Origin of the sequence: Brucella sp. NBRC 113783 (genome assembly GCF_040372265.1) — a bacterium.
Taxonomy (GTDB): Bacteria; Pseudomonadota; Alphaproteobacteria; order Rhizobiales; family Rhizobiaceae; genus Brucella; species Brucella teleogrylli.
The window spans coordinates 1-18882 of the sequence record NZ_BAABRX010000001.1; the positions used below are offsets into that span (position 1 = coordinate 1).

The following is an 18882-nucleotide window of genomic DNA, read 5'->3' on the forward strand; positions in this document are numbered from 1 at the left end:
TCCAGACCGTTCAGCCTGTCAACCCGTTTTTTTCAAGAAAATCACAATCTTATCAACCGCAACTTCCTCAAATCCAAAACCAGATTTCCACCCAATCTTGGCCGCCCCACCTACTCGTCAGCCAACAACCTGTCAACCACTTTCACCAGAACTCAAGGACGAAGCAACCTGCCGCTAGCAGCGTCGCCGCCCTCGTTGTGGCGCTATATAGGCCCCGCACACCAAAACTGTCAACACAGGTTCTGAGGTTTTTTGATATTTTTTTGACAATCGTCCACAGGGTGGCAAATTCGGGGATTTCACCACTCTATATATACGGGGAGGCGAAAGTACCGTTGCGGAAAGCCGGGCCACAAACCAGCCTCATTGGACGATTAGCTTCCGCTGAATTTAAAATTTCGCCGTATTGCACCGATAGCTGCCGAACCGATTGCATTGTGGATATCGGCGTTTGGCCGCCTCGTCATTGACTTACGCGTCAACGGCAGGCAAAACTCTGATGCCCGTTTGGGAGCCTTCCCTATACAAAGGAAGACACCTTAGCATCGGATCAGCGCATAAGTCGCTTTTCTGACAAGCGATGTTCAAGCACGTTTTCGTGCCATCAGGTTAAAAAGAAGGGCCGACTATAGCAGTATGAAGGATATGGGGCCGAATAATCTCGATCCGGGTGACGAGCCCCCGCTGAGCGTCGGCGGACGGCGGCGGCCTCCAGATCGGCGCGAAGTTTCGGCACGCTGGCTTGCCGGCACCTTCCTGACTGGCGTTACGTCCTGCATGCTGATTGGTGTTGCACTTTTTGCAGCTCTCGATGGGCGCGAGCAATTGGCGACCCCGCCCGAAATTCTTGCCCTCAATGATATGCCAGGCGCCGCTGAGGAAAGTGCTGTCACCAAAGGTGGCCGTCTCGTCAGCACGGTTTCGGCTCAGCAACCGCGCGACCGCCGCCGGTTCGACCTTTCTACCATGCAGAAAGTCGGCGAACGCGAAGTGATCCGCACCCGCCCGTTCGAACTAGTGAGCATGGCGCTTGCAGTTGATCATCCGACCAGCCGCAAATATCCGGCATTCGATGCGCTGACCGTGTTCTCCGAAGGTCCCGCCTCGCCGCAACCGGCGGACACCGGCCAGATTTACGGCGCCAAGGTTGAAAGCGAAGTCAGTCTCCATGTTGTCGATTTTCCGCTGAACAGCGCGACCTTCGACGCATCGAGCGATTTGTCGGTCGATGAAGTTGAAAAGGTCGTTCGCGACACCGGCGGCCTGCTGACCGATGGCGATGTTCAGGTCGCCTCGCTGCATTATGTTGATCCGGCCCGCTTTGGCGGCAATGATTCTCCTTATGCGCTCGGCCCCGCCCTCGGCGTGAAGATCACGCAGGAAAATGTCAGCGTTGCGCCGAAGGCGAATGACGAACAGACCGAAGACGGCTTTTCAGAAGAACTGATTCCCTTCCGGCAGACCGCCGATATTGCGCAGGCGCTGGAAGATGCGGGCTATACTGGCGATGACACGTCGAACATGGTCGATGCGTTGAGCAAGATGATGAATTCGCCGCGCCTGAAGCAAGGCAGTGTCCTGCGCATCGGGACTGAAACCCGCGACGGCGAAGACCGCATCGTACGCGCGAGCATTTATAATCGCACCACGCACCTTGTTACCGTCACGTTGAACGACCGCCAACAATATGTGCCGTCCGATGAACCCGAAGGAACGCCGCTTTTGCAGACGGCATTCGAGGGCAATGCTGTCCCCAGCGCCATCCGCGGCAACCTGCCCAATGTTTATGACGGTATCAGCCGCGCGGCCCTTGCCTATGGCATGACCGAAACAATGCGCGAACAGCTGGTCAAGATGTTGGCCACCGACGTAGACCTTCAGGCGCAGCTGACGCCGACCGACAATATCGACGCCTTCTTCTCGCTACCCGACGGGGCCGACGAACAGGACAAGGCAGACAGCGATTCGCAACTTCTCTACGTTGCGGCGACTTTCAGCGGCACGACCCGTAAATTCTACCGCTATCAGGCGCCAGACGGCAGCGTCGATTACTTCGATGAGAGCGGAAAGAGCGCAAAGCAGTTTCTGCTGCGCAATCCGGTGCCCAACGGTGTGTTCCGCTCCCCGTTCGGCATGCGCCGTCATCCGATTCTCGGTTATAGCCGCATGCATACGGGCGTCGATTGGGCAGCACCGCGCGGCACGCCAATCATTGCGACGGGTAATGGCGTCGTCGAGAAGGCAGGCTGGTCCAATGGTTATGGCAATCAGACCCTGATTCGTCATGCCAATGGCTATGTCAGCAGCTACAACCACCAGAATGCGATTGCCCGTGGCGTGACCGCCGGCGCAAGGGTGCGTCAGGGCCAGGTGATCGGCTATGTCGGTTCGACCGGTCTCTCGACCGGGCCGCATCTGCATTATGAAATGATCGTCAACGGAACCAAGGTGGACCCGCTTCGCATCCGCCTGCCGGATAACAAGGCCTTGAAGGGCAAAGAACTTGAAGCCTTCAAGCAGGAGCGTGATCGCATCGACGCGCTTTTGAACAGCGACGATAACGGCACCAAGCTTGCTGCCAACGCATCGACCAAGGGATAACAGAAAGCCGGGAAAGCAATGCTTGTCCCGGCTTGTTTATATGACCCGCGCAGGTCGAACTATTCGGAAAACTCGACGGTGACGCCTGCCTTGACGAGCTTGGCCAGTTCTTCTGCGTCCCAATTCGTCAATCGCACGCAGCCATGGCTCGACGTTTTGCCGATCTTGGACGGCTCCGGCGTTCCATGGATACCGTAAGTTGGCTTTGACAGCGCAATCCAGACCGTGCCGACCGGCCCGTTCGGTCCCGGCGGAATAGTCAGAACCTTATCGTTATTGCCCTGCTTGAAATTGATCTTGGGATTATAGGTGTAATTCGGGTTGATCGCGATACGCTCCACCTGCACGATGCCGGACGGCGACGGGTTATCCGATGAGCCGATGGTCGATGGATAGGCCACGACGAGCTTGCCGCTTTCATCATAGCCACGAACCTGCTTGCGTCCCTTGTCGGCAATAATTCTCGCCACCTTGGCGCGCACCGGCTTGCCGAGATTCGGTACTTTGACGATGGAACCCGGCTGATTGAAATTCACGCCCGGATTGATTTCCTTCAGATAATTTTCGTCGATGTGAAATTTCTCGCCCAGCATTTCCGTCACCGATGTATAGGCCATCGACGAGAGTTGCGCCTTATGGGCGTAATCTTCCGGGATCGACGCCACATATTGGCGACCGACATCCTCGTTGGTGATCGTATATTCGAAGAAGGCCGCACCACCGGTTGCTTCCAACTCGGCATTCACTGCCGCCTCGTCCGTCGGGTTGATGGATTTTCCAGTCAATTCGCCATAAGCGGCAGCAGCCTTGTCGACATTGCTGCCGGAGCGGCCGTCAATAACGCCGGGCGATGCGCCAGCGCGATCAAGCAGCACCTGAAAGGCTGCGATCTTGGCCTTGGCGCCCTCGCCCTTCGGCATTTCGATGGCCGGGGCCATATCGCTCGATTGCGGCACGTTGCGGGGCTGCTCGTAGCCGGGCTGACCGTAATTGTCCTGACCGCCATAATTCTGGTCGATGCTTGCGGAATTGGTGCCCGTATTATCGGGATAGTTTTCGCCGGACGGCGGCAATTCCGAACGCTGCACCTGACCATCCTGATTGCCGCGATAGCTCGGATCAGACGGGGCGGCGGGATAATAATTCGGGTCTTCCGGCACATTGCTGAAGCCGTCATAGGGCGAACCGCCATCAACCGGGCCGTTCAGTGTCCAGTTGTCGTCTTCCTGCGGATCACGACGGCTGTTGTGACCGCCATAGCTGTTGCGATCATAGCTATTGGCATCCTCAACGCTGATGATGCGCCCACGACGATCCATCGTCACGCGCCGTCCATACTGGTCGATGTAAACGCGCACGCGCCGGTCGTGATAGACCTCTTCGCCGGGATCATAGAGCTGCGCCAGTTGCACCGGGGCTTCCGTGAGCGTGGCATCACGGGTTTCTTCTGCGAAAGCGCCCGCACCGGTAGCGGGAAGCGCCGCAGAAGCGAACAATGCGAAACGAAGCATGCGTATGGAATGCGTCATGAAGGAAGTCCCAGGTGCCCGTAATATCAGACCGTTCAATCGGATCGTCAGATCATGGATGCCGCGAATATGGTTAATAACTGATTATCCGAGTATCAGCAGATGCCAGATGAACTGGACATGAAAATGGCCAAGTGACGACAAGTTTTATGAAATTTGTATCTGTAAAATTTCTTCACGCTTGCGGCACATCCGAAGCCGGATGCGGTAGAGCCCAAGAAAAAGCGCCGCAATCTTGCGACTGCGGCGCTTTGTTGGGGCAAGCGGGAGGTCAGGCTTCCACGCTTTCGTTCTTCGGATCGGGTTCCAGAGCACCACGAACCGGGCGGAAGTTGAGCCTGTCCGAACCGGCGGTGATCTTGACGAGCGAACCATCCAGAATGTCGCCCAGCAAAATGCGCTCGGCGAGCGGGTCCTGGACTTCCTTCTGAATCACCCGCTTCAAAGGACGTGCGCCGTAGGCCGGATCATATCCTTTGTTGGCGAGCCATTCGCGCGCATCCTCTCCCAGCTCCAATGCGATCTTGCGATCGGTAAGCAAGGTCTGAAGACGCTGCAACTGGATATCGACAATCGCCCCCATATCCTCGCGGCGCAGCCGGTGGAACAGGATGATTTCATCGACACGGTTCAGGAATTCCGGCCGGAATGCCGCCCGGACCACACCCATCACCTCATCACGAACGCTCTCGACATCGTCCTTCTCGCCCAGATTGACGAGATATTCGGCGCCAAGATTGGACGTCATGATGATGACCGTGTTGCGGAAATCGACCGTGCGGCCCTGACCGTCGGTCAGACGCCCATCATCCAGAACCTGCAATAGCACGTTGAACACATCGGGATGCGCCTTTTCGATCTCATCGAACAGGATCACCTGATATGGCCTCCGGCGAACAGCTTCCGTCAGCGCACCGCCTTCTTCATAACCGACATAGCCGGGAGGTGCACCGATCAGACGGCTCACGGAGTGCTTCTCCATGAATTCCGACATATCGATACGCACCATCGCGGTGTCGTCCTGGAACAGAAACGATGCCAGTGCCTTGGTCAGTTCGGTCTTGCCGACGCCCGTCGGCCCAAGGAAGATGAACGAACCGATAGGCCGGTTCGGGTCCTGAAGACCCGCACGCGCACGGCGCACCGCCTTGGAAACCGCCTGAACGGCTTCGCCCTGACCGATGACGCGCTTTGCAAGCTCATCTTCCATCCGCAGCAGCTTTTCGCGCTCGCCTTCGAGCATCCGGTCAACCGGAATGCCTGTCCAGCGGGAAACGACCTGCCCGACATGTTCCGGCGTCACGGTCTCTTCCAGCAGGGAACCCTTGTTCTCCTGGCTTTCAGACTGGGCAAGTTCCTTCTCAAGCTGCGGGATCTTGCCATAAGCAAGCTCACCAGCCTTCTGGAATTCACCGTTGCGCTGTGCGGTAGCCAGTGCATTGCGCGCTTCCTCAAGCTGACGCTTGAGATCGGCGGCAAGGCCGAGCTTCTGCTTTTCCGACTGCCACTTGGCGGTCAGTTCAGCTGATTCTTCTTCCAGATCGGTCAGCTCTTTTTCAAGACGCTGCAAACGATCCTTGGAAGCGGCATCGGTTTCCACCTTCAGGGCTTCGCGCTCGATCTTCAGCTGCATGACGCGGCGGTCGATCTCGTCGAGTTCTTCCGGCTTCGAATCGACCTGCATGCGCAGACGCGACGCGGCCTCGTCCACAAGGTCGATAGCCTTGTCGGGCAGGAAGCGGTCGGTGATGTAGCGGTTCGACAGCGTTGCGGCTGCGACCAGTGCGGAGTCCGATACGCGCACCTTGTGATGCTGCTCGTATTTTTCCTTCAGGCCGCGCAGGATCGAGATCGTATCCTCGACTGTCGGCTCATCCACGAAGACCGGCTGGAAACGGCGCGCAAGTGCGGCATCCTTCTCGACATATTTGCGATATTCTTCCAGCGTGGTCGCGCCGACGCAGTGCAACTCACCACGCGCCAGGGCAGGCTTGAGCAAGTTGGACGCATCCATCGCACCATCAGTCTTGCCTGCACCGACAAGCGTATGCATCTCATCGATGAAGAGAATGACCTGACCGGCAGCCGTCTGCACTTCTGACAGGATCGCTTTCAGCCGTTCCTCGAACTCGCCGCGATATTTCGCACCGGCAATCAGCGCGCCCATGTCGAGCGCCATCAACTGCTTGTCCTTCAGCGATTCGGGCACGTCGCCATTAACGATACGCAGCGCCAGACCTTCAGCAATAGCTGTCTTGCCGACGCCTGGCTCGCCGATTAGCACCGGATTGTTCTTGGTGCGGCGCGACAGAACCTGAATAGTGCGACGGATTTCCTCGTCACGACCGATCACCGGATCGAGCTTGCCGTTGCGGGCATCCTCGGTCAGATCACGCGCATATTTCTTCAGCGCGTCATAATTGCTTTCGGCAGAAGCGGAATCGGCAGTGCGGCCCTTACGCATATCGTTGATGACCTTGTTCAACGCCGTCGGTGTGACACCGGCTGCGGCAAGAATTTCAGATGTCTTTGCGGATTTCTCGATGGCCAGCGCCGTCAGCAGCCGTTCGACCGTGACAAAGCTGTCGCCAGCCTTGCTGGCAAGCTCTTCGGCAAGCGTGAAAACCTTGGCCAGCGGCTGCGAGAGATAAAGCTGGTCGTTGCCGCCCGATACTTTCGGCAGCTTTTCCAATGCGCTCTGCAAACCGAGGCGCACATCGGCAATGCGTCCACCAGCCCGCTCGATCAACGATGCGGCAAGCCCCTCATCGTCATCGACAAGGATTTTCAGGATGTGCTCAGGGGTGAACTGCTGGTTGCCGGACGAAAGCGCGAAGGTCTGTGCCGACTGAATGAAACCGCGAACGCGTTCCGTGTATTTTTCAATATTCATAATGTCTCCTTTGCCCTCCAGCCCTCTAGAGGCACCGGAAGATGTTGGGTGACGAAGCCCCCGCAAGGGCGGGCTTCATGTCTTTCCAAGACAGGATATGGGACTATGACCGCCTTTCGGCAAGGGTGGGCAACGCAAGCGCGACCAAATAAAAATGGCGCGGAAAACCGCGCCATTTTCAAATTGGATATCGAAACGCTTAAGCGTCCGAATCGACAGGTTCCGTTGCTGGCGTATCGCTGCCGGCATCTTTAGCAACACGGCGCGGACGACCCGGACGACGGGTGGCGCGACGCGGCGCAGCTTCATCATCAGCCTTTGCTTCGACAGGTGCTTCTGCCGGAGCCTCAACCGGTGCAGCTTCGGCAACCACCGGAGCAACCTTTGCAGCCCGGGCGACCGGAGCTGGTTCTTGTGTTTCCACGGGAGCTTCTACGACCGGCTGTTCGCCTGCTTCACCGGCCTGCGCTTCCGGGCGCTCTTCGGCATTGAAGCGTTCACGTTGCGGGCGGCGTCCACGTCCAAGGCGGCGATCGCGATTGTCACGTTCGCGCGGCTGGCGGCTTTCGCCGCTTTCCTCGCCATAGATTACTTCGGCAGGGGTGCCTTCGATGACCGGCTGCGGGCCCGAACCATTGACCGGACGCGGCTCTGCGGCCACGGCTGGCGTGAAGCCGGTATCGTCGTCATCGGCGCCGTCATCGTCGAAGGTTTCTTCGCGCTGGAACGGCACCGGATTCTGCGCCATGGCAGCCATGATGATGCGGTTGTAATGTTCAGCGTGCTGAAGATAGTTTTCAGCCATCACCCGGTCGCCAGAAGCCTGAGCGTCACGCGCGAGGGTCGAATATTTTTCTGCAATATGTTGCGCATTGCCACGGATCTTTACGTCAGGTCCGTTGCTTTCGTAATTACGCGACAGAGGATTGGGGCCCTTGCGGTTATTGTTATTATTATTGTTGTTATTCCCCCGTCCGCGCATACGCCTATTCTGCTGTGCTGGCCTCATATTCATCTCTTTTCAGATTAAAGGGCGCAGAAACGTTGCGACGAAAAAAGCCGCCTGTTTCTTGCTATTGAGCCATGGAGGAAGCACGCCCTAAAACTTCCTACACATCGACTATTCTTAAAGCGCGCCGCATTTCATATTGTTCGCGTGACGCACATTAAGGGGTTGCTTTTATGCATGCCGTTCCCGGAAAACCGGTCCCCACTTTTCCGCGACATGCCTCTCAGCTCCGCATATCCAGATGGATGGCCGGAACCTGACGGTTGCATTGTGCAAGGCCCATTCCGAAAAGCATCGCTTTTCGGGACCATGCCTGAAAGTCGTGTACTTCCGTACGAGCCATCTCCAAAGGCTTAGACCCCGGGAGAGCATGACCTCAAATCGTCATGGAGCATTTCCGCCACGGCCCTCAAAAAGCGGGCAAAACCATTCTGGCTGTATACGGTGGCCGGAAACTAAACGGCTTCGCGGCAAATTCCAAGTGTTTTTTCGCGCCGTTGGGTATCAAAATTTCGTTTATGATTTTTGCGCAAAAAGCATGGCCCTTCTATGGCCGCCCAGATCACGCGCATCGTTTGCGAGTTCAAAACCCGCTTGCTCAAACAGCGCTTTTACATCCTGGAATTGTCCGGCGCCGATTTCTACGGCAACCATACCACCTTCATATAGGTACTCAACTGCCCGTTCTGCAAGGGCCCGGTAAAAATTCAGCCCATCCTGACCGCCATCCAGCGCCGCAAGCGGATCATGCTCGCGCACTTCCCGCGACAGACCGGCGATGTCTTCATGCGGAATATAGGGCGGGTTTGAGACGATCATATGAAACCGTCCGCTGATATTGGCGAACCAGTCGCTTCGCAGCGCCGCGAAACGTTCACTTACGCCATTGTTCGCAGCGTTGATTCGCGCCGTAGCCAGCGCGCCTTCCGACACATCGAGACCGATGCCATGCAATGTCTCGAAGCGATGCAGGAGCGAGATCACAATCGCCCCGGTTCCGGTGCCCATATCAAGCAGTTCGGCGACGCCATGTTTTTCGATCAGCGCTTCTAGCCGCGGAATAACCAGTTCCACCAGCGCTTCCGTATCCGGGCGCGGTTCAAGCGTCTCGGCGGAAAGCCGGAATGACAGGCCGTAAAACTCGCGAACGCCGATGATGCGATGCACGGGCTCGCCTTTTGCACGACGCTCCAGCGCCGCACGCAATGTCTCGACACGCTCGGCATCGATCTGCCGGTCCGGCGCGGAAATCAGATCGAGCCTTGTTGCGCCCGTCGCCCATTCGATGAGCAGGCGCGCATCAAGATCGGGCGTTTCGAGCGCGGCATCGCGCAACTGCCGTCGCGCCTGCGCTGCCAGAACGTCGAGACGCTCGCTACTCACGCTCAGGCGCCCAGTTCGGTCAGAAGTGCTGTCTGGTGATCGGAAATCAGCGCATCGACCAGTTCGTCGAGATCGCCTTCCATCACACGGTCGAGCTTGTAGAGCGTCAGGTTGATGCGGTGATCGGTAACGCGGCCCTGCGGGAAATTGTATGTACGGATACGTTCCGAACGGTCACCGGAACCGACCTGGCTGCGGCGCGCTTCCGAGCGTTCACTTTCCGCCTTCTGCCGTTCCATATCGTACAAGCGGGCGCGCAGGATCTGCATGGCGCGGGCGCGGTTCTGATGCTGGGATTTTTCCGCCTGAACCACCATGATGCCGGTCGGAATATGGGTGATGCGCACGGCCGAGTCAGTCGTGTTGACATGCTGTCCGCCAGCGCCCGATGCGCGCATCGTATCGATGCGGATATCCTCGTTGCGGACCTCGATATCAATGTCTTCAGCTTCCGGCAGCACGGCAACCGTCGCAGCCGATGTATGAATGCGCCCGCCAGCCTCGGTTTCCGGCACACGCTGCACGCGATGCACGCCCGATTCGAACTTCATCTTGGAGAAGACGCCCTTGCCGGAAACCGTCGCGATGATTTCCTTATAGCCGCCCGCATCGCCTTCGCTGGCAGAGACCAGCTCGACGCGCCAGCCCTTTTCGCTGGCGTAGCGCTCATACATGCGGAAGAGATCGCCCGCGAAAAGCGCTGCTTCCAGTCCACCCGTACCGGCGCGAATTTCAAGAATGGCGTTCTTTTCGTCAGCCGCATCCTTGGGCAAAAGCAGAATCTGCACTTCCTGCTCCAGCGCCTCGACGCGCTTTTCGACCTCCGGCAATTCCTCGACAGCCAAGGCGCGCATTTCGGCATCCATCGACGCATCGTCGCGCATCGCCGCCAGATCTTTCGCTTCGCCACGCGCATCGCTCAATTCGCGAATCTTGCCGACGACTTCCTGCAATTCGGAATATTCGGAAGCAAGCTTCACATAGGTTTCCGAATCCGGATTGTCGGCCATCTGGCTTTCGATCATCGAGAACCGCTTCAAGAGCTGGTCCATCCGGTCCTGCGGCAATGCGATCATGTCATGTCCTAAAAACTGTCGTCCGTGTGCAAATGTGCGAAACCGGGCCTGCCGCATTCCGCGCCACACCCGGTCATTCTATGCAATTTGCCTTGCTATAACGGAATATCGTTGTCTTCTGCAAATCGAAGCATCAATTCGCGCAGCGAATGCGCGACGTTCGGCTTGTCCAGCTCTTCATTGAGAAGCGCATTCAGCTTCGTGGTATCGAGCGCGCCGAGCATCGCCTTGACCGGGCCGATGGCCGCAGCCGACATGGAGATGGAGCGGAAGCCGAGGCCGATGAGCGTCATCGCCGTCAGCGGACGTCCTGCCATTTCACCGCAGAGCGTGACCGGCTTGTCATGCCGGTTGCCGGTATCGACAATATGGCGCAGCGTCCGCAGGAAAGCCGGAGAAAGCTGGTCAAAACGACCGGAAATCAGCGAATTGCCGCGATCCACCGCCATCAGGAACTGGAACAGATCGTTGGAGCCGACGGACACGAAATCAACCGCCGTCATCAGCTCGTCCAGCTGCCACAACAGGGCTGGAACTTCGACCATCGCGCCAAGCTTCATCCGCGTCGGAAGCGCATGCGCAAACCGCGACAGATGGCGCACCTCGCGCTCGATGATCTCACGCGCCGCCTTCACCTCGGCAACTTCCGTCACCATCGGTAGCATGAGCTTCAGTTCACGTCCGCCCGCCGCCTTCAAAAGCGCGCGCAGCTGGGTGCGCAGCAGACCCGGACGGTCGAGCGTGAGACGGATGGCGCGCCAGCCAAGCGCCGGGTTTTCTTCCTGCGCCGATGCGCTGAAGTAAGGCAGCACCTTGTCGCCACCAATATCGAGCGTGCGGAAAGTGACCGGCTTGTCGCCCGACGCTTCCATGACCGAGCGATAGAGCCGCTCCTGCTGCTCCGCCCGCGGGAAAGTCGAGGCGACCATGAACTGCAGCTCGGTGCGGAACAGGCCGATGCCCGATGCGCCCGATGCCGCAAGCTGCGGCAGGTCGACCAGAAGGCCCGCATTCATCAAAAGCGAAATATCGACGCCATCCTTGGTCAAGGCGGGCTTGTCGCGCAATTCGCGATAATGCGCCTGACGCCGCGCCCGGAAGCGAACCTTTTCCGCATAGGCCGATTCGAGATCGGACTGCGGACGCAGATGCACCACGCCCTCGTCGCCATCGACGATGGCGGCATCGTTGTTTTCCGCCATGGAAACGGCGCCCTTGGCCTGCCCCACCACGGGAATCCCCATAGCGCGCGCCACAATCACCACATGGCTCGTCGCGGCGCCGTCTTCCAGCACCACGCCGCGCAAACGCTCACGCGGATAGTCCAGCAATTCGGCGGCGCCCATGGAGCGCGCCACGATGATCGCATCCTTGACCAGCGATTCGGCCATCGTCTTGATGTCGCGGCCCATCAGCTGGCGCAGCAGACGATTGGCAAGATCATCAAAATCCGACAGGCGCTCGCGCATATAGGGATCGGTCAGATGCATCATCCGCGCGCGCGTGTCGCTCTGCACCTTTTCGACTGCGGCTTCTGCGGTCAGACCGTTATGGATCGCCTCTTCCAGACGCCGCACCCAGCCACGATCATGCGCGAACATGCGATAGGCTTCCAGCACTTCGCGATGCTCGCCCTCAATGGCCACATCGCGGCGCGACAGCATGTCATCGATGGAAATGCGCAGGGAACCGAGCGCCTGATCGAGACGGGCAAGTTCCGCCTGACTATCCTCATTGAAGAGATTGGTGACGACAATGCGCGGCTCATGCAGCACGACGTGACCAAGACCGATGCCGTCATTGAAGGCCGCCCCGGTCACGCTCATCGGGCGGCCCATATCAAGGTCGATGCCGGGGCGCACGAGCTTCAGCCCATCGCCGGATGCGATGATTTCGGCAAGTACCATGGCTGTCGTTTCAAGCGCTTCGACTTCATCTTCACGATAGGCGCGCTTGGTGCGGTTCTGCACGACGAGAACGCCCATCGTGCGGCCTGCGCGCAGCACGGGAACGCCGAGGAAAGAATTATACACTTCTTCGCCCGTTTCCGGCAGATAGGCGAAAGCCGGATGGCTTTGCGCATCGGTGAGGTTCAACGGGCGCGCGCTTGCAGCAATCGTGCCGACAAGACCCTGACCGAGACGCAATTGCGCCAGATGGACCGACTGAGGGTTCAAACCTTCGGTGGCATAGAGTTCGAGTACGCCGTCAGCGCGAAGCACATAGAAGGAGCAGACTTCCGCGACCATATTCTGCGCGATTTCACGGACGATCCGGTCAAGGCGCGGCTGCGGCTCAAGCGGCTCAGCCATCAATTCGCGCAGCCGCTTCAGCAGCACGCGGGGACCGGTTGTCTGATCGCGCATGATCGTCGGACACTCCTCTTGTGCAGTTTCGGCACCGAGGTGAAGCGGCTTTCCGTGCGAACTGCGGCGAATAAAGAGAAAACGGCTTTGCTTGCTCCGTACTACCGAAAGCCGTTCGGACTGGTGGCCCGCTTTCGCCGACCGATTCCCATTACCCGCCCGCGACGCGTTACGCCAACCCCTTTGTGAGCATTTTTGACACTGCCGTCTAGTGCTTTAAGCAGAAATTCTGCCAGGTTCCGGAACGAAAAAATGCCGCGAACCATTTACGGACGCGGCATTGTTTCAAAACGGTTTAGTAAAAGCCGGGTTTTATGCCGGCTTAATATCAGCGTTCAGCTGATTACGATTTGTCGAGACCGTAGACGGCGTGCAGCGTGCGCACCGCGAGTTCCGCATAAGGGCCGTCGATCAGGATCGAGATCTTGATTTCCGACGTCGTGATGGCGCGAATGTTGATGCCCTTTTCGGCCAGCGCCTTGAAGGCGGTGGCGGCAACGCCCGCATGGCTGCGCATACCGATGCCGATCACGGAAATCTTGGCCAGACCCGTTTCCGACTGGATGTTGTCGAAGCCGATTTCACCCTTGACCGTGTCGAGAACGCGCAGCGCCTTGTCGATGTCGCCGGTCGGGATCGTGAAGGTCATATCGGTCTTGGAACCGTCTTCCGACACGTTCTGGACGATCATATCGACATTGATGTGTTCTTCGGCGAGCGGGCCGAAAATGGCTGCCGACACGCCCGGTCGGTCGGCCACACGCCGCAGCGAAATCTGAGCCTCATCTTTCGCAAAGGCGATACCTGTGACGGTCTGCTGTTCCACGATTTCATCCTCGTCGCAAATAAGCGTTCCGGGCGGGTTGATCGGATCACCCATGCCCGGCGCATCGGGGTCCGTAAAGCTCGAGCGCACGAAAGTGCGTACCTTGTGCACCATGGCGAGTTCGACCGAGCGCACCTGCAAAACCTTGGCGCCAAGCGAAGCCATTTCCAGCATTTCCTCAAAGGAAATTTTTGGCAGGCGGCGCGCCTTCGGCTCGATGCGCGGATCGGTCGTGTAGACGCCGTCTACATCGGTATAGATATCGCAGCGATCAGCCTTCACCGCAGCGGCGACAGCCACAGCCGAGGTGTCCGAACCACCGCGTCCGAGCGTCGCGATGCGGTTATCCGGGCCCAAGCCTTGGAAACCGGCCACAACAGCAACCTGTCCCATTTCCATGCGACGGATGATTTCCGAACCGTCGATGTCCTGAATACGGGCCGCGCCATGCGCATTGTCGGTCTTGATTTGAATCTGCCAGCCCTGCCACGAACGCGCATCGACACCAATCGACTGAAGCGCAATTGCCAGAAGGCCGCTCGTCACCTGTTCGCCGGAAGCGACGATGGTGTCATATTCGCGCGCATCATAGAAAGGCGAACTGGCGCCACATACCTTCGGCATGTTCTGAACCCAGTTGACCAGTTCATTGGTCTTGCCGGACATGGCCGAGACGACAACAGCAACCTGATTGCCCGCCTCGACCTCGCGTTTGACGTGGCGCGCCACATTATAGATGCGTTCCAGATCGGCCACCGAAGTGCCGCCGAATTTCATCACGATGCGCGCCATTTAAGGATACGTCCCGCTATTTTGAAAATTACACTCTCACCTGTCCAAACCTTATAATCTTGCGACAGGCAAACCCGGGGTCACATAGCTAATATGTCGCGGTTCCGCAAGGCCGCGATTCGCAAGAACGTTCCGATAGGGCCACGAATGCCGGAATTTGATTTGCAGCTTGACTTTGAAGCGCTACCTTGAGAGCAGAACTGCACGCTTCCGCAGCTGGAGAATGAAATGACCGAGACTGCCCGCACCACCATCGACGCTTCCGAGATCGAGCATTTCTCGCGCATTGCCGCAGAATGGTGGAACCCGCAGGGCAAGTTCCGCCCGCTGCACAAATTCAATCCGACGCGCCTTGCCTATATCAAGGAAAAAATCTGCGTCAGGTTCAATCGCGATCCGAATTCGCCGCGCCCCTTCGAAGGACTGCGCCTGCTCGACATCGGTTGCGGCGGCGGCCTTCTTTGCGAACCGATGGCGCGTCTCGGTGCAACCGTGATCGGCGCGGACGCCTCCACCACCAACATCGAGGTTGCGAAAATCCACGCCGCGCAAAGCGGCGTCGAGGTCGACTACCGCGCCACGACGGCGGAAGCTCTGGCCGAGGCAGGGGAGAAATTCGACGTGGTTTTGAACATGGAAGTGGTCGAGCATGTTTCGGACGTCGATCTGTTCATGTCCGCGACCAGCGAAATGGTGAAGCCTGGCGGGCTGATGTTCGTCGCCACCATCAATCGCACGCTGAAAGCCTATGGTCTGGCGATTATCGGCGCGGAATATGTGCTGCGCTGGCTGCCGCGCGGCACGCATCAATATGAAAAACTGGTGCGCCCGGAAGAGCTGGAATCCGCACTTTCGAAAGGCGGGCTGCGCCTCATCGACAAGCTGGGCGTCACCTATAATCCGCTTGCCGACAGCTGGAGCCGCTCCCGCGATACGGATGTGAATTATATGGTTCTGGCCGAGCGGCCCGAATAATCATCCAATAATCAGCTTTAATAATTATCCCTTCTGGGCTCTGGTTGTCATCGCCACACCAATCGCGATGACGACAGCACCGATCCATGTGAGGGGCGGATAATGCTCGCCCAGAAACAGCGTGCCGGAAATGAGTCCGAGCGCTGCGGCCACATAGCCGATCTGGCTGAGATAGACCGGTCCGCCCACCGCTTGTAGCCGGAAGAACAGCGCGAACATTCCAGCTGACGCAATCGCCTGTGCTGTGGCAGCCCATGGTGCAAGCGCAAATGTCTCAACCGGAAAACCGCCGGTGAACAGCAAAATTCCTGCAAAAAGCATGATGGCGGAAGCCAGATGACTGCCTGCCGCAAGCTCCGTCGGATCGGAGTTTTTTGGCCAGTCCAGTGTGCGATAGACATTGCCGCAGGCGAGAAACACCGGAATAAGCAAGGCGGCCGCAACCCAGAGCGGATCGGCGGGTTTGCCGACCTCGCCGCGTGTCAGCGCCACGAGGATTGCGCCGATGAAGCCGACGGCAATACCGCCAATGCCCAGCGCATTGGGACGGCGTAAGCCGAAACCCATCGAAATCACCAGCGTGATAACCGGTGACAGCGTGTACATGATTCCCGTGAAACCAGCGCCGAGACGCGGAATTGCCGACAGGATCAGAAGATTGGGCAAGGCATAGGAAATGATTGCCGTGCAGACGTAATAGCGTGCGCGCCCGCCGGAAAAGCCGAGGCTTTTTCCCCGCAAAAGCAGAAGGGCAAGCAAGATCACGCCAGCACTGGCGGAAAACAGAAAGGTCCACATGGCAGGCGGGACGCCCGCCTGGGCGGCGATTTTTCCCAGAGGCAGGATAAGCCCCAGCAAGGTGCCGGTGGCCAGAAGCAGAAAGGAGGCGGACTCCATCAATTTCATGCGTTCGGCCTCCCCTGCCGTGCTGTCATGCCGAACAGGTGTCGGGCGGAAACCTAATTCTGATCTTCCGGGAAAACCGGCAATGGCATCACGTCAACGCCGTCTTCAAGCAGCGAATGCACGTCCTCACGCGAGGCTTCGCCATAGATGCCACGCTGTTCCGTTTCCCCGAAATGGATCTTGCGCGCTTCCTCGGCAAATTTGTCACCGACATAATCCGCATTCTCGCGGACCTTGCGGCTCAAATCGCGCATTTCTTCAAGAACCTTCTTCTGGGCTTCACCCAGCGCCATTGCGATCTTTTCCTTCGCCCGCGCCGTCGAGACGGCAGGAGCCATCAGAGCCTTCTGCACCTGATGCGAATTGCAGACCGGACAGGAGACGAACTTCATCTCCGACTGCCGATCGAAATCGGCATTGTCGCGGAACCAGCCCTCGAATTCATGGCCGTGATCGCAATGAAGCGAAAAGCGGATCATGGAATTATGCATCCTCTTTCTGTTTTGCGGTTACCGTCTTCACGGTAAACTCGCGCGCATTCTTCAAATTCGGCACCTTGCCGCGCGCCGCAGCACTTTCGGCAACATCGATATCGGCAACGATCACAGCCGGTTCATCATGGTTGGCTTCGGCCAGCACCTTGCCCCAGGGCGACACGATGATCGAATGCCCATAGGTCTCGCGCCCGTCCTCGTGCAATCCGCCCTGCGCCGCCGAGATCAGGAATGCGCCATTTTCGATGGCCCGCGCACGCTGCAAGATGTGCCAGTGCGCCTCGCCGGTCTGTTTGGTGAAGGCGGCGGGACCGGTAATCACATTGGCGCCAGCAAGCGCCTGTGCGCGGAAAAGCTGCGGGAAGCGAATGTCGTAGCAGATCGCCATACCGATATTGGCGAAAGGCAGTTCGGCGACAACCGTTTCCTTGCCCGGCTCATAGGTTGCCGATTCGCGCCAGCTTTCGCCATTGTCGAGATCGACATCGAACATATGGATCTTGTCATAGGTGACGAGCTTTTCGCCGGAGGGCGTAAACAATCCGGCGCGATTGGCAATCCTGCCATCGCCCGCATCAATGGCCGTCGAGCCGATATGCAGGAAGATGCCATGCTTTGCCGCCAGCGCCGACGCTGCCTTGAAAACAAGGTCATTGGCTTCGTCGCGCAGGCTTGCCTTGAACGCCACGCGATCACGCATCATCGCGCCGGTCATTTCGGGCGATTGCACGTAAGTCGCGCCCTGCGCCGCCGCTTCAGCGACAAGTTTCTCCAGATCCTCGATATTGCGGACAACATCAGTGCCGGAACGCATCTGTAGTGCGGCAGCGCGAAACGTGCTCATCGGTTTCTCCCCCGTTATAAAAATTAATTCAGTTCGCCGGTCCTGAGCAGACCATCAAGCTTGCCCTGACTGTCCAGCGCGAAGAGATCGTCGCAGCCGCCGACATGCACGGCGCCGACGAAAATCTGCGGGAAGGTGTTGCGGCCCGAACGCTCTTGCATTTCGGCGCGCAGTTCCGGCGTAGCGCCCGCATTGATCTCGTTGAACTCCACGCCCTTGCGGGTCAGAAGATCGACTGCACGCGAGCAATAAGGGCAGCCGGGACGCGTATAGATGGTGACATCAACCATGAAAAACTCCATTCGTTGCCACACTATATAGTCGGCAACGCTCCGCTCTGGAAGACCCTCCCGGTTTCACGACGGTGTGTGCAGGCTTGTTCTTGCCCGCAAGTTTCAATCAGGCAGAACACGGCTGAATGTCAGAACATCGACGCTTTTTGCCCCGCCGCGCAGCAAGGCGCGTGTTGCGGCCTTCACCGTCGCGCCCGTCGTGTAAACATCATCGATCAGCAGGACGCGGCGTCCGCGCACGTGAATTTCCTGCTCCTTCGGCACACGGAAGGCACCATCCACATTGCGTTTGCGCTCCTTGGAGCCAAGCCCGATCTGCTGCTCGGTGCGCCGGATGCGGTTCAGGGCTTGCGGCGCAAAAGGCAGTGCACTCTGCTTTGCCAGCGCCCGCGCAAGCTCGGCTGACTGGTTGAAACGGCGGCTCCAGAAGCGCCAGCGATGCAGCGGCACCGGCAGGATCACCTCGCACTCCTCCAGCAATTCACGGCCTGCGCGCTGCATCCAGCGCGCCATCCATGGCGCGAGATCGGTGCGGTCATGGAATTTCAGCGCCACGGCCATGCGCTGCGCCGCCCCGCGATGCACCACCGCCGACCGCACGCGACGAAACGGCGGCGGATCGGCAATAGCCTCAGCGCTCATGAAGCCGTCGCCAAAGTCGTGACCAAACGGCACACCCAGCACCGGGCAATAAGGCCGCTCGATAAAGCGAAGTTGCGACCAACAGGCCGGGCACAATGTCCCCGGTTGCGAGACATGCGCCTGACAGCCGACACAGTTTGCTGGAAACAACAGATTGGTAGTCGTGCGCAGCAGATGCCGCGCAGCGAACCGCACGCCAGCGTAAAGCCTGCGCAAAAAGGTTTGATGCGGTGTATCATCATCCGCCATTGCA

At 58.4% G+C, this 18882-nt stretch carries 15 protein-coding genes; 3 read left to right on the forward strand and 12 right to left on the reverse strand.

The window, feature by feature from the left end; genetic code table 11:
* Together ABWW11_RS00005 and ABWW11_RS00010 are read left to right on the forward strand one after the other, a co-directional pair.
* Nucleotides 1–470, forward strand: a 470-nt coding sequence (locus ABWW11_RS00005; protein WP_353408646.1) for a hypothetical protein, incomplete at its 5' end; no start/stop codon positions are given.
* A 166-nt stretch (nucleotides 471–636) separates the two neighbouring features.
* Nucleotides 637–2601 carry a M23 family metallopeptidase gene (locus tag ABWW11_RS00010; RefSeq protein ID WP_109369865.1) on the forward strand — a complete coding sequence of 655 codons (1965 nt, stop codon included), beginning with the start codon at nucleotides 637–639 and terminating at the stop codon, nucleotides 2599–2601.
* Nucleotides 2602–2660: 59 nt separating this feature from the next.
* Here the strand turns inward: ABWW11_RS00010 and ABWW11_RS00015 are convergent, their stop codons facing one another.
* The 7 genes from ABWW11_RS00015 to ABWW11_RS00045 form a co-directional block, all read right to left on the reverse strand.
* Nucleotides 2661–4130: a L,D-transpeptidase gene (locus ABWW11_RS00015; RefSeq protein WP_109369866.1), complete on the reverse strand. Its 1470-nt coding sequence runs from the start codon at nucleotides 4128–4130 to the stop codon at nucleotides 2661–2663.
* A 271-nt stretch (nucleotides 4131–4401) separates the two neighbouring features.
* The gene (gene clpB / locus ABWW11_RS00020) at nucleotides 4402–7023 is read right to left on the reverse strand and encodes an ATP-dependent chaperone ClpB (RefSeq protein ID WP_109369867.1); all 2622 of its coding nucleotides are present in this window, start codon (nucleotides 7021–7023) and stop codon (nucleotides 4402–4404) included.
* Nucleotides 7024–7222: 199 nt separating this feature from the next.
* Nucleotides 7223–8032 (reverse strand): DUF4167 domain-containing protein, encoded by an 810-nt coding sequence (locus ABWW11_RS00025; RefSeq protein WP_109370326.1) that lies wholly within the window; start codon nucleotides 8030–8032, stop codon nucleotides 7223–7225.
* A gap of 516 nt (nucleotides 8033–8548) precedes the next feature.
* Nucleotides 8549–9415: a peptide chain release factor N(5)-glutamine methyltransferase gene (gene prmC / locus ABWW11_RS00030; protein WP_109369868.1), complete on the reverse strand. Its 867-nt coding sequence runs from the start codon at nucleotides 9413–9415 to the stop codon at nucleotides 8549–8551.
* A 2-nt stretch (nucleotides 9416–9417) separates the two neighbouring features.
* Nucleotides 9418–10491, reverse strand: coding sequence for a peptide chain release factor 1 (gene prfA / locus ABWW11_RS00035; RefSeq protein WP_124916452.1), 1074 nt, complete (start codon nucleotides 10489–10491; stop codon nucleotides 9418–9420).
* A gap of 95 nt (nucleotides 10492–10586) precedes the next feature.
* Nucleotides 10587–12857, reverse strand: coding sequence for a phosphoenolpyruvate--protein phosphotransferase (gene ptsP / locus ABWW11_RS00040; protein WP_109369870.1), 2271 nt, complete (start codon nucleotides 12855–12857; stop codon nucleotides 10587–10589).
* A gap of 343 nt (nucleotides 12858–13200) precedes the next feature.
* Nucleotides 13201–14475: an aspartate kinase gene (locus ABWW11_RS00045; RefSeq protein ID WP_109369871.1), complete on the reverse strand. Its 1275-nt coding sequence runs from the start codon at nucleotides 14473–14475 to the stop codon at nucleotides 13201–13203.
* Between the two features lie 228 nt (nucleotides 14476–14703).
* Here ABWW11_RS00045 and ubiG point away from each other — a divergent pair, with 228 nt between their 5' ends.
* Nucleotides 14704–15450 carry a bifunctional 2-polyprenyl-6-hydroxyphenol methylase/3-demethylubiquinol 3-O-methyltransferase UbiG gene (ubiG, locus tag ABWW11_RS00050; RefSeq protein WP_109369872.1) on the forward strand — a complete coding sequence of 249 codons (747 nt, stop codon included), beginning with the start codon at nucleotides 14704–14706 and terminating at the stop codon, nucleotides 15448–15450.
* A gap of 24 nt (nucleotides 15451–15474) precedes the next feature.
* Here the strand turns inward: ubiG and ABWW11_RS00055 are convergent, their stop codons facing one another.
* The 5 genes from ABWW11_RS00055 to ABWW11_RS00075 all read right to left on the reverse strand — a co-directional run bounded on the left by ABWW11_RS00055 (nucleotide 15475) and on the right by ABWW11_RS00075 (nucleotide 18878).
* Entirely contained in the window at nucleotides 15475–16356 is an 882-nt protein-coding gene (locus ABWW11_RS00055) for a DMT family transporter (protein ID WP_109369873.1), read from the reverse strand.
* Nucleotides 16357–16409: 53 nt separating this feature from the next.
* The gene (locus ABWW11_RS00060) at nucleotides 16410–16835 is read right to left on the reverse strand and encodes a DUF1178 family protein (protein WP_109370327.1); all 426 of its coding nucleotides are present in this window, start codon (nucleotides 16833–16835) and stop codon (nucleotides 16410–16412) included.
* 4 nt (nucleotides 16836–16839) lie between these two features.
* Entirely contained in the window at nucleotides 16840–17694 is an 855-nt protein-coding gene (locus tag ABWW11_RS00065) for a carbon-nitrogen hydrolase family protein (RefSeq protein ID WP_109369874.1), read from the reverse strand.
* 23 nt (nucleotides 17695–17717) lie between these two features.
* The gene (gene grxC / locus ABWW11_RS00070; protein WP_109370328.1) at nucleotides 17718–17984 is read right to left on the reverse strand and encodes a glutaredoxin 3; all 267 of its coding nucleotides are present in this window, start codon (nucleotides 17982–17984) and stop codon (nucleotides 17718–17720) included.
* A gap of 105 nt (nucleotides 17985–18089) precedes the next feature.
* On the reverse strand, nucleotides 18090–18878 hold the full coding sequence (locus ABWW11_RS00075; protein WP_109369875.1) for a ComF family protein: 789 nt from the start codon (nucleotides 18876–18878) through the stop codon (nucleotides 18090–18092).
* Nucleotides 18879–18882 lie beyond the last annotated feature (4 nt).

Coding starts and splice junctions, on each gene's coding strand:
- ABWW11_RS00010 (WP_109369865.1), top strand. CDS start 637: ATGAAGGATATGGGGCCGAATAATCTCGATCCGGGTGACGAGCCCCCG.
- ABWW11_RS00015 (WP_109369866.1), bottom strand. CDS start 4,130: ATGACGCATTCCATACGCATGCTTCGTTTCGCATTGTTCGCTTCTGCG.
- clpB (WP_109369867.1), bottom strand. CDS start 7,023: ATGAATATTGAAAAATACACGGAACGCGTTCGCGGTTTCATTCAGTCG.
- ABWW11_RS00025 (WP_109370326.1), bottom strand. CDS start 8,032: ATGAGGCCAGCACAGCAGAATAGGCGTATGCGCGGACGGGGGAATAAC.
- prfA (WP_124916452.1), bottom strand. CDS start 10,491: ATGATCGCATTGCCGCAGGACCGGATGGACCAGCTCTTGAAGCGGTTC.
- ptsP (WP_109369870.1), bottom strand. CDS start 12,857: ATGCGCGATCAGACAACCGGTCCCCGCGTGCTGCTGAAGCGGCTGCGC.
- ABWW11_RS00045 (WP_109369871.1), bottom strand. CDS start 14,475: ATGGCGCGCATCGTGATGAAATTCGGCGGCACTTCGGTGGCCGATCTG.
- ubiG (WP_109369872.1), top strand. CDS start 14,704: ATGACCGAGACTGCCCGCACCACCATCGACGCTTCCGAGATCGAGCAT.
- ABWW11_RS00055 (WP_109369873.1), bottom strand. CDS start 16,356: ATGAAATTGATGGAGTCCGCCTCCTTTCTGCTTCTGGCCACCGGCACC.
- ABWW11_RS00060 (WP_109370327.1), bottom strand. CDS start 16,835: ATGATCCGCTTTTCGCTTCATTGCGATCACGGCCATGAATTCGAGGGC.
- ABWW11_RS00065 (WP_109369874.1), bottom strand. CDS start 17,694: ATGAGCACGTTTCGCGCTGCCGCACTACAGATGCGTTCCGGCACTGAT.
- grxC (WP_109370328.1), bottom strand. CDS start 17,984: ATGGTTGATGTCACCATCTATACGCGTCCCGGCTGCCCTTATTGCTCG.
- ABWW11_RS00075 (WP_109369875.1), bottom strand. CDS start 18,878: ATGGCGGATGATGATACACCGCATCAAACCTTTTTGCGCAGGCTTTAC.